Annotated in this window: 1 protein-coding gene (only partly in view); it reads left to right on the forward strand. The window is 64.4% G+C overall.

Annotation, left to right across the window (positions count from 1 at the left end; translation table 11 throughout):
• On the forward strand, positions 1-12,426 hold the 5' portion of the coding sequence (locus AB4N80_RS14760) for a non-ribosomal peptide synthase/polyketide synthase (RefSeq protein WP_460090474.1). It continues 162 nt past the right edge of the window; 12,426 of the gene's 12,588 nt are visible here — the first part of the coding sequence; its start codon is at positions 1-3; its stop codon lies off the right edge, out of view.

Consider the following 12,426-nt stretch of genomic DNA (forward strand, 5'->3'; position numbering starts at 1 on the left):
ATGAATGCTGAAGACGCCTTGAAACTTGCTCGCCGGTTTATCGGGTTGCCCCTGGAAAAGCGCCGGATGTTCCTGGCCGCGTTGGCCAAGGAGGGCGTGGAGTTCAGCGGTTTTCCCATTCCCCGGGGCGTCGAGGCCGAGGATCGCCAGGCGTTGTCTTATGCCCAGCAGCGCATGTGGTTTCTCTGGCAACTGGAGCCGGACAGCAGTGCCTACAACCTGCCGGGAGCGGTGCGGCTCAAAGGCGCGTTGAGCCTGCCGGCGCTGGAGCAAGCTTTCGCCAGCCTGGTGGCCCGTCATGAAACCCTGCGCACGGTGTTCCAGCGCCAGGCCGACGACAGCCTGCTGCAAGTGCCCTCCAGCACCGCGCTGGTGATCGGAAGCAAGGACTTCAGCGCCTTGCCGGCGGCCGAACGCGAGCAGGCAGTGCGCCAGGCCGCCGAAGCCCAATCGCTGCAACCCTTCGACCTGTCCAGCGGCCCTTTGCTGCGGGTCGAACTGCTCACGCTCGATGAGCGGGAACATGTCCTGCTGCTGACCTTGCACCACATCGTCTCCGACGGCTGGTCGATGAACGTGCTGATCGACGAGTTCATCCGTTTCTACGACGCCCATGAAGCGGGCGTTGCCCCGCAACTGGCCGACTTGCCGATCCAGTACAGCGACTACGCCCTGTGGCAGCGGCGCTGGCTGGAGGCCGGCGAGCTGCAGCGTCAACTCGATTACTGGCAAACGCAGTTGGGCGACGAGCACCCGGTGCTGGAGCTGCCAATCGACTATCCACGTCCGGTGCTGCCGAGCTATCGCGGTCGTCGCCTGGAGCACGTGGTGGACGCCGCGTTGGTCGAGCAACTGCGCGGCGTTGCCCGCCAGCATGGGGTCACGTTGTTCATGCTGCTGCTGGGGACTTTCAATATCCTGCTGCATCGCTACACCGGACAAGACGACTTGCGGGTCGGCGTCCCGATCGCCAACCGCAACCGCCGGGAAATCGAAGGGCTGATTGGTTTCTTCGTCAACACTCAGGTATTGCGGGTGCAACTGGACGGCCAGACCCGCCTCGACGACCTGTTGCGCGACATCAAGGAAACCGCCCTCGGTGCCCAGGCCCACCAGGATCTGCCCTTCGAACGGCTGGTCGAGGCGCTGAAGCTCGAGCGCAGCCTGAGCTACAACCCGTTGTTCCAGGTGATGTACAACCACCAGCCGGAAGTGGCCGACGTCACCACGCTGAAAGTCGGCAGCGGCCTGGAGTTGGGCGTCATCGAGTGGGAATCCCGCAGCACCCAGTTCGACCTGAGCCTGGATACCTACGAAAAGGGCGGGCACTTGCACGCGGCGTTCACCTACGCCAGTGACTTGTTCAACCCCGACACCATCGAGCGCATGGCCCGGCACTGGACGCTGCTGTTGCGCAACATCGTCAACGACCCACAGCAGCGTGTCGGTGAACTGGCGTTGTTGGCGCCGGCCGACTATCGGCAGTTGGTGACGGAGTGGGGGCGCCACGACACGACCTGGCCGAGTGAGCGCCCGGTGCATGAGCTGTTCGAGTTGCTAGCTGAACGCAGCCCGGACGCCATCGCCTTGATCTGCGATGGACAACGATTGAGCTATGGCCAGCTCAACGCTCGATCCAATCGCCTGGCGCGCACGTTGGTGGCGGCGGGTGTCGGTCCTGACGTGTTGGTGGGCATCGCCGTCGACCGGAGCCTGGACCTGGTGGTGGCCATTCTTGCCGTGCTCAAGGCCGGCGGTGCCTACGTGCCGTTGGACCCCCAATACCCGGTCGATCGCCTGCGATTCATGATCGAAGACAGCGCCAGCCGTTTGCTCTTGAGCCAAAGCCATCTGCTTGAACGACTGCCTGTGCCCGACGGCGTGCGTTGCCTATGCCTGGATCAGGCCGAGTCCTGGGAGAGCGCTGAGCCAGGCAATCTGCAACGCAAGGTGTGGGCCGAAAGCCTGGCCTACGTGATGTTCACCTCCGGCTCGACCGGACGGCCGAAAGGTGTCGGTATCAGCCACGGTGCGCTGAGCAAGCACGCGTTCGCCTCGCAGTACTATTACGGCTTGAGCCGCGCCGACTGTGTGCTGCAATTCGCGACGTTCAACTTCGATGCCTTTGGCGAGCAACTGTTCGGCCCGCTGACCTGTGGCGCCTCGGTGGTGCTGCGGGGCAACGAGGTATGGGACAGCGAAACCCTGTATCGCCAGATCGTCGAGCAGGGCATCACGGTCATGGACTTGACCACCGCTTACTGGAACATGATCGCCAAGGAATTCGCCGCTGTCGGTCCGCGTGACTATGCGGCGCTGCGCCAAGTGCACAGCGGTGGTGAAGCCATGCCGCCCGAAGGCGTGCAGGCCTGGCGCCGGGCCGGGCTGGAGCAGGTCAAGCTGCTCAACACCTACGGCCCGACTGAAGCCACGGTCACGGCCACCACCCTCGATTGCAGCGATTATGTCTTCAATCGCCGGCCACTGCCGCTGACCTTGCCCATAGGTCAGCCGCTTCCAGGCCGGCATGCCTATCTGCTCGATGCGCACCTCGCACCTACGCCGGTGGGGGTGACCGGCGAGCTGCTGATTGGCGGCGAGTTGCTGGCGCGCGGTTACTTCCAGCGCCCGGCGTTGACCGCCGAACGTTTTATCCCCGATCCGTTTTCCACCAGCGGTGCGCGCTTGTATCGCACCGGCGACTTGGCGCGTTTCAATGCCTTGGGCGAAATCGAATACGTGGGCCGCGTTGACCATCAAGTGAAGATCCGCGGCTTGCGCATCGAGTTGGGCGAGGTCGAAGCACGTTTGCTGGAACTGGCGGCGGTCAGTGAAGCCGTCGTACTGGCGGTGCAGGGCGGCAGCAGCCTGCAACTGGTGGGTTATGTGGTGCCCCAGGACACATCGCTGGTGTCGGCCTCGGCGGATGAACAGGGCGCGGCGCGGGAAACCCTCAAGGCGCAACTCAAGGACCGCCTGCCGGACTATATGGTGCCGACCCAGCTGTTGTTCCTTGGGCAAATGCCGCTGAGTCCCAACGGCAAGCTCGACCGCAAGGCCTTGCCTTCAGCGGATGCCAGCCAACTGCAACAGGCCTTTATCGCCCCTAGCAGTGAACTGGAGCGAGGCATCGCCGCCATCTGGCAGGACGTGCTCAAGCTTGAACAGGTCGGCTTGACCGACAACTTTTTCGAGCTGGGTGGCGACTCGATCATCTCGATCCAGGTGGTCAGCCGCTCGCGTCAGGCCGGGATCCATTTCACCCCCCGTGACCTGTTCCAGCATCAAACCGTGCAAGGCCTGGCGAGCGTCGCGCAGCAGGGCGGCAGTGGGCTGGTCATCGATCAGGGACCGGTCATTGGCGAGCAGCCGTTGCTGCCCATCCAGCAAGTGTTTTTCGAGGACGCCATTGCCCAGCGTCACCACTGGAACCAGGCGGTCTTGTTGCGCAGCCATCTAACGTTGCAGGCACCGGCGCTGCTACAGGCCCTCAACGCACTGCTGGCGCATCACGATGCCTTGCGTTCGCGCTTCATCGAAACCCCTGACGGCTGGCGTGCAGAGGTGGCACCGATCGCGGTCGATCCTGAGTTGCTGTGGACGGCGGACAACCTGAACACCGCCGAGCTGGAAGCTCTCTGTGTCAAGGCCCAGCGCAGCCTCGACCTGCAAAATGGCCCGCTGCTACGGGCGGTGCTGGCGAGCATGGCCGATGGCAGCCAACGTTTGTTGTTGGCCGTGCACCACCTGGCGGTGGACGGCGTGTCGTGGCGCATCCTGCTGGAAGATCTGCAACGGGCTTATCAACAGGCCAGCGCTGGCGCCGTCATCAAGTTGCCGGCCAAGACCAGCGCCTACAAGGCCTGGGGCGAACATTTGCGGGCCTACGCCAGCACTGAGAGCGTGCAGGCCGAACTGACGTTCTGGCAGCAGCAACTGCAAGGCGCTGTGGTCGATCTGCCGTGGGATAACCCCCAAGGCAGCCGGCAAAGCCGTTACGCCAAAGTGCTGCACAGCCGTCTCGACAAAACCCTCACCCAGCAATTGCTGCAACAGGCTCCCGCAGCGTATCGCACCCAGGTCAACGACCTGCTGCTGACCGCCCTGGCACGGGTGATCTGTCGCTGGACCGGGCATGCCGACACCTTGATCCAACTGGAAGGCCATGGCCGCGAAGAGTTGTTCAGCAACGTCGATCTGACCCGCACGGTCGGCTGGTTTACCAGTCTGTTCCCAGTGCGGCTGACCCCGGCCGATAGCGTGGGTGCCGCGATCAAGCAGATCAAGGAACAGCTGCGGGCGATCCCGAACAAGGGCATTGGTTTCGGTGTGCTGCGCTACCTCGGCGACGACACTTCACGGGCCCGTCTCAAGGCCTTGCCATTGCCGTGCATCACCTTCAATTACCTCGGCCAGTTCGATGGCAGTTTCGATGCCCGGGAAGGGGCGCTGTTCAGCCCCGCGGGCGAAAGCGCTGGGCTGGAGCAGAGCCTTGATACGCCCTTGGACAACTGGCTGGGTGTCGAAGGCCAGGTCTACGATGGCGAGCTCGACTTGCGTTGGACGTTCAGCCATGAGCAATTCAACGAGGCGACTGTCGCCCGTCTGGCCGATGACTATGCCCGTGAACTGGAAGCGCTGATCGACCATTGCTGCCAGGCCGATTCCATGGGCACCACGCCGTCGGACTTCCCGCTGGCGCGCATCACCCAGGTGCAGTTGGACGCGATCCCCGTGCCGGCTGCCGCCATTGAAGACATTTATCCCCTGTCGCCGATGCAGCAAGGCATGCTGTTTCACACCCTGTACGAGCAGGGCACCGGTACCTACATCAACCAATTGTGCGTGGATGTCGATGGCCTGGACCCCGAGCGCTTCCGTGCGGCGTGGCAGGCGACCATGGATGCCCATGAGATCCTGCGCAGCGGCTTCATCTGGCAGGGCGAGTTGCAGCAACAGTTGCAGATCATCCACCGCCGTCTGGCGCTGCCCTACACCGTGCTCGATTGGCGCGAACGCCATGACGCCGCCCAGGCCCTCAAGGATTTCATTGCCGCTGACCTGGCCCGGGGCTTCGACCTGACCCAGGCCGGGCTGCTGCGGGTCACGCTGATTCAACTGAGCGATGAGCGTCATCACCTGATCTTCACCAACCACCATATTTTGATGGATGGCTGGAGCAGCGCGCAGATGCTCGGTGAAGTCCTGCAACGTTATGCCGGTCAACAACCGCCGCGCCCGGTCAGCCGCTACGCCGATTACATCCAGTGGTTGCAGCGCCAGGACGCCGCCCTTAGCGAAGCGTTCTGGCTGGAGCAACTGGCCGATCTGCAGGAGCCGACCGTGCTCGCGAACGCTGCGGCGGCGAGTGCTGAAGTGCGCAGCGAAAGCGGCCACGCGCTCAAGCATTACACGCTGGCCGCGCCGCGCACGGAACGGCTCAACGCGTTCGCCCGCCAGCAGAAAGTCACCGTCAACACCCTGGTGCAAGCGGCGTGGCTGTTGCTGTTGCAGCGTTACACCGGCAGCGCCTGTGTGGCGTTCGGCACCACCGTGGCCGGGCGGCCGGCGGAGCTGGTGGGCATCGAGCAACAGGTCGGTCTGTTCATCAATACCTTGCCGGTGATCGCAGGCTCCCGCCCGGACCAGACGGTCGCGGCCTGGCTGGCCGCCGTGCAGGCACAGAACCTGAGCTTGCGCGAGTTCGAGCACACGCCGCTGGCGAGCATCCAGCGCTGGGCCGGGCAGGGCGGTGGTGCGCTGTTCGACAGCCTGCTGGTGTTCGAGAACTTCCCGATTTCCGCGGCGTTGCAACGTGGCACCGCCCAAGGTTTGGTATTCGGCGAAGTTGCCAACCAGGATCAGACTCACTACCCGCTGACCCTGGGCGTGACCTTGGGCGAGACGCTGGCGCTGCACATGAGTTTCGACCAGGCGCATTTCAGCGTCGCGACCATTGAGCGCCTGAGTGCACAACTGCTGCACCTGCTGGAGCGCTTTGCTGACTCCGGCGAGCGTCGCCTCGGCGAGATCGCCCTGGCCGATGACGAGGAACACAGGGCGCAACAGGCTGCCAACCACCCGCAGCCATACCCGACCGACATCGCCGTACACCAGCGCATCGCCCATCTGGCGGCGCTCAAGCCCGACGCGACGGCGGTGATCTTCGACGGCCAGCGGTTCAGCTATGGTGACATCGACCGGCGCGCCAACCAGTTGGCCCACGCCTTGATTGCCCGTGGCGTGGCCCCGGAAACGCGGATCGGCGTGGCCCTGCCGCGCAGCGAAGGGGTGATTGTCGCACTGCTGGCGGTGCTCAAGGCCGGTGCGGCCTATGTGCCGCTGGACACCAGTTACCCACGGGAACGCTTGGCCTACCTGATCGAGGATTCGGGGCTGGCGCTGTTGCTCACCGATTCCCGAGTGTCGGCGCAATTGCCGCTGGAGGGCGCCGATCAAGTGCTGGAACTCGATCGCCTGGACTTGAGCCAGCAATCGGCAGATGCACCGTCGGCCAGCGTCGATCCGCAGAACCTCGCTTATGTGATCTACACCTCTGGTTCCACTGGCAATCCCAAAGGTGTGAGCGTGGCCCATGGTCCTCTGGCGATGCATTGCCAGGCCATCGGTGAGCGCTACGAGATGCGCGACAGCGATTGCGAATTCCATTTCATGTCCTTCGCCTTCGACGGTGCCCATGAGCGCTGGCTCACCAGCCTGACCCACGGTGCCTCGCTGCTGATTCGCGATGACAGCCTATGGACCCCGGAGCAGACCTACAACGCGATGCGCGAGCACGGTGTGACGGTGGTGGCGTTCCCACCGGTGTACCTGCAGCAACTGGCCGAACACGCCGAGCGCGAGGGTAACCCGCCGAAGGTGCGCATCTACTGCTTCGGCGGCGACGCGGTGCCTAACGCCAGCTTCGAACGGGTCAAGCGGGCCCTGGATCCGGACTTCATCATCAACGGCTACGGCCCGACCGAAACCGTGGTCACCCCGTTGATCTGGAAGGCCGGTCGCGAGGTGGCGTGTGGTGCTGCCTATGCGCCCATCGGCAGCCGCATTGGCGACCGCAGTGCCTATGTGTTGGACGCCGACCTGAACCTGCTGCCCCAAGGCATGGCCGGTGAACTGTACCTTGGCGGCAGTGGGCTGGCCCGGGGTTACCTGAACCGTCCGGGCCTGACCGCCGAGCGTTTTGTCGCCGATCCGTTCAGCACTGAAGGCGGCTTGCTGTACCGCACTGGCGACCTGGTGCGCCAGCGCGCCGACGGCACCTTCGATTACCTGGACCGCATCGACAACCAGGTGAAGATCCGTGGCTTCCGCATCGAACTGGGTGAAGTCGAAGCCAGCCTGCAAGCCCTCGACGGCGTGCGCGAAGCGGTGGTCGTGGCTCAGGAAGGGGCAGCTGGCAGTGGCAAGCGCCTGGTCGCCTACGTGGTGGCCGATGAGTCCGTGGGTGATGCTTTCGCCGAGCTCCTGCGCGAACAACTCAAGGCGACCTTGCCGGCGCACATGGTCCCGGCCTATCTGCTGCTGCTCGACCGCCTGCCGCTGACCCCCAACGGCAAGCTCGACCGCAAGAGCCTGCCCAAGCCCGATGTCAGTCAACTGCAGCAAACCTACGTGGCACCGCGCAGCGCTCTGGAACAGCAACTGGTATCGATCTGGCAAGACGTGCTCAAGCTCGAGCAAGTGGGCCTGCGGGACAACTTCTTCGAACTGGGTGGCGATTCCATCGTCTCGATCCAGGTGGTCAGTCGCGCACGGCTGGTCGGTATCCATTTCACGCCGAAGGATTTGTTCCAGCACCAGACCATCGAGGCCCTGGCCGCCGTGGTACAGACGGGCGCGCCTGTGCAATTGATCGACCAGCAACCCGTGACCGGCGAAACCGCACTGTTGCCGATTCATCAATGGTTCTTCACCCAGCCGATCCCCGACCGCCATCACTGGAACCAGTCGGTGATGCTCAAGCCGACCCAGGCGTTGGATGCCCAGGCGCTGGAACGGGCCTTGGATGCGCTGGTCGTGCACCACGACAGCCTGCGCCTGGACTTTATCGAACAGGGCGAAGGTTGGATCGCGCGTTATCGTGATGTCGAGGCGCCGGCCGCCGGCACGCTGCTCTGGCAAGCCGACGTCACCGATCTCGCTGCACTGGAAGTGCTGGGCAACCAGGCCCAGCGCAGCCTGCGACTGGAGGGCGGGCCGCTGATCCGTGCGCTGCTGGCGAACCTTGCCGATGGCACGCAGCGGCTGTTGCTGATTGTCCATCACCTGGTGGTGGACGGTGTGTCCTGGCGGATTCTGTTCGAAGACCTGCAAAGCGCTTATCGCCAGACCCTCGCCGGCGCGGCGGTGCAACTGCCGGCCAAGACCAGCGCGGTCAACGCCTGGACTGCAACATTGCAGGGCTACGCCGCCAGCGCGCCCTTGCAGGCTGAGTTGGGCTTTTGGCAGCAACAGTTGCAAGGCGCCTCGGCGGGGTTACCGTGGGACAATCCCCAGGGCGGCCAGCAACACTGCCAAGCCGTGACGATCCGCACGGCACTGGATAAAACCCTCACCCGGCAACTGCTGCAGCAAGCCCCGGCGGCCTATCGCACCCAGGTCAACGACCTGCTGCTGACGGCGCTGGCGCGGGTGATCGTGCGCTGGACCGGTGATGACAGCGTGTGGGTGCAGCTCGAAGGCCACGGTCGTGAAGATCTGTTCACCCACGTCGACCTGAGCCGTACCGTTGGCTGGTTCACCAGCCTGTTCCCCGCGAAACTGACCCCGGCTGCCGATCTCGGCGCCTCGCTCAAGCAGATCAAGGAACAACTGCGCACCATCCCCAACAAGGGCATTGGCTTCGGGGCCTTGGCGCACCTGGGCGATGAACATGCGCGTCAAACCCTGCAAGGCTTGGCGAAACCGCAACTGACTTTCAACTACCTCGGTCAGTTCGACGGCAGTTTCGATAGCGCCGACGATGCCTTGTTCGTGCCCACCACCGAGCGCGGCGGTGAAGAAGTGAACCTGCAAGGCCCGCTGGGCAGCCCGCTGGCCCTCGACGGCCAAGTGTTCGGCGGTGAGCTGGACTTGAGCTGGACCTTCAGCGGCGACCTGTTCAATACCGCGACCATCCAGCGCCTGGCCGATGACTACGTGCAAGAACTCACGGCGCTCATTGCCCATTGCTGCGACAGCCACAGCGGTGGCGTGACGCCGTCGGATTTCCCGCTGGCGCGGCTGACCCAGGCGCAACTGGACACCCTGGTCCGACATCCCCAAGCCATCGACGACCTCTATCCGCTGTCGCCGATGCAGCAGGGCATGCTGTTTCACTCCCTGCTAGGGCAAGGCAGCGGCGACTACATCAACCAGATGCGCCTCGATATCGAGGGCGTCGATCCGCAACGCTTCCGCGCGGCCTGGCAAGCGGTGGTCGATGCCCATGACATCCTGCGTACCGGGTTCTTCTGGCAGGGCGACCTGGCGCAGCCGGTGCAAATCGTCCAGCGTCAAGTCGAGGTGCCGTTCCGTGTGCTCGACTGGAGTGAGCGGACTGATATCGAGGACGCCCTGCAAACGGTTGCCGACGAAGAGCGTGCCCAGGGTGTGGAGCTGACCCTGGCGCCGTTGATGCGCCTGGTGCTGGTGCGCACGGCGACTGATCGGCATCACCTGATCTACACCAACCATCACATCCTGATGGACGGCTGGAGCAGTGCGCAGTTGCTCGGCGAAGTGTTGCAGCACTACCGCGGTGACAGCGTGGCCCGTCCGGCTGGCCGTTATCGCGATTACATTGCCTGGCTGCAACGCCAGGACGCGAGCCTCGGCGAAGGGTTCTGGACGCAACAGTTGCGCACGCTGGACGAGCCGGTGCGCCTGGCCCAGGTGTTTGCGCGCCCGGCGCAGGACGCCTCGGCGAAGCTGTACGGCCATCACCGCGTACAGCTGGATGTGCAGCAGACCCAACGCCTGGCCGAGTTCGCCCGGGAATCCAAAGTCACCGTCAACACCTTGGTGCAAGCGGCCTGGCTGTTGCTGTTGCAGCGCTACACCGGCAAGTCCAGCGTGGCGTTCGGCGCGACGGTGGCGGGGCGGCCGGCGGACCTGGTGGGCGTCGAGGGCCAGATCGGTCTGTTCATCAACACCTTGCCGGTCATCGCCAGCCCGCGTCCGGAACAGAGCCTGGGCGACTGGCTGCACAGCGTCCAGGCGCAGAACCTGGCCTTGCGCGAGTTCGAGCACACGGCGCTGTTCGATATCCAGCGCTGGGCTGGCCTGGGCGGCGAAGCCTTGTTCGACAACATCCTGGTGTTCGAGAACTATCCGATTTCCGAAGCCTTGGAGCAGGGTGCGCCTGAAGGCTTGCGTTTCGGTGCCGTGGATAACCTGGAACAGACCAATTATCCGCTGACCCTGCTGGTCAGCCTCGGTGCCGAGTTGGCGGTGCAGTTCAGCTACCAGTGCGCCAGTTTCACCGAGGCCTCTGTCGAGCAGATCGGCCTGCACCTGCAACGCTTGCTGCTGCAAATGACCGACGCCGGGCAACGTTCCTTGGGCGAGCTGAGCTTGCTCGACGAGCGCGAAACCCGCCAGCACGTGCAAGGCTGGAACGCCACCGCAGCCAGTTATCCACAGGCGCGTTGCGTCCATCGGCTGTTCGAGGCCCAGGCCCGCCAAACGCCGGATGCCACGGCGCTGGTGTTCGCCGAGCAGGCGCTGAGCTACGCCGAACTCAATGTCCGGGCCAACCGCCTGGCCCATCGCTTGATCGAACAGGGCGTGGTGCCCGATCAATTGGTCGGTGTCGCGCTGGAGCGCGGCGTGGAGATGGTTGTCGCCTTGCTGGCGATCCTCAAGGCCGGTGGCGCCTACCTGCCACTGGACCCGGCGTTCCCCCAGGACCGCCTGGCGCACATGATCGAAGACAGCGGCATCGAACTGCTGCTGACCCAACGTTCGCTGCTCAACCAGCTACTGCTGTCCGGTGGGAGCGAGCCTGTGGGAGCAAAGCTTGCTCGCGATGGCGGTGGTTCAGTCAATGGTGATGGTGGGTGTACCGACGCTATCGCGAGCAAGCTTGGCTCCCACAGGCTATCCCCCACAGGGGCCGGGGTTGGGGTCGAGACATTGGTGTTGGATCAGGAGGGTGACTGGCTCGACGGTTATGCCTGCGAGGCGCCGACGACGCGTCTGGACGCGGAGCACTTGGCCTACGCGATCTACACCTCCGGCTCCACTGGCAAGCCCAAGGGCGTGATGGTGCGACATGGGGCGCTGGTGAATTTCGTCGCCAGCATGGCCCGCGAACCGGGCATCACGGCCGGTGATCGAGTGCTGTCGCTGACCACGTTTTCGTTCGATATCTTCGGCCTGGAACTGTACGGCGCGCTGCTGAGCGGTGCCTGCGTGGTGCTGGTGGACAAGCAGAGCGCTCACGACCCCGAGGCGCTGCTCAAGACCATCGACTGGCAACAGGTCAGCGTGGTCCAGGCCACGCCGTCGACCTGGCGCATGTTGCTCGACCACCCGGCGTCCGTCTTGCTGGCCGGGCGCAAATGCCTGTGCGGTGGCGAGGCGTTGGCCGAGGACCTGGCCGAGCGGCTGCTGGATGTCGCCGGCGAGGTCTGGAACCTGTATGGCCCGACTGAAACCACCATCTGGTCAGCGGCGTACCGCTTGACTGAAGAGCAACGCGTGCCGTACCTCGGCCGGCCGATTGCCAACACGTCGCTGTACATCGTCGGCGATCATTTCGCGCCGAACCCGGTCGGGCTGATCGGCGAACTGCTGATTGGCGGCGACGGCCTGGCCAGGGGTTACCACGACCGGGCGGCGCTCACCGCCGAGCGCTTCCTGCCGGACCCGTTCGGCAACGGTGCGCGGGTGTACCGCACCGGTGACCTGGCGCGCCAGCGTGGCGACGGCGTGATCGAGTACAACGGTCGGGTCGACCATCAAGTGAAGATCCGCGGTTTCCGCATCGAACTGGGGGAAATCGAAGCCTGCCTGCTGGCCCAGGACGCGATCCGCGAAGCCGTGGTGGTGCCCCAGCAAGGGCCGGGTGGCCTGCAGTTGGCGGCCTACCTGATTGCCGCCCATCCAGAGACTGCGGAACCTGCGACCCTGCGCGAAACCCTCAAGGCGCAGCTCGCGCCGTTGCTGCCCGACTACATGATGCCGGCGCATTGGCTGTTGCTCGAACGCTTCCCGCTGACCCCCAACGGCAAGCTCGACCGCAAGGCCCTGCCGCTGCCGGACGCCCGGCAACTGCTGCGTGCCTACGTGGCGCCACAAGGCGCGCTCGAACAGGGCATCGCCGACATCTGGCAAGACGTGCTCAAGCTCGAACGGGTAGGGCGCGACGACAACTTCTTTGAACTGGGTGGGCATTCCCTGCTGGCGACGCAAGCGACCGCG

This window comes from Pseudomonas sp. H3_A02 (assembly GCF_054671965.1).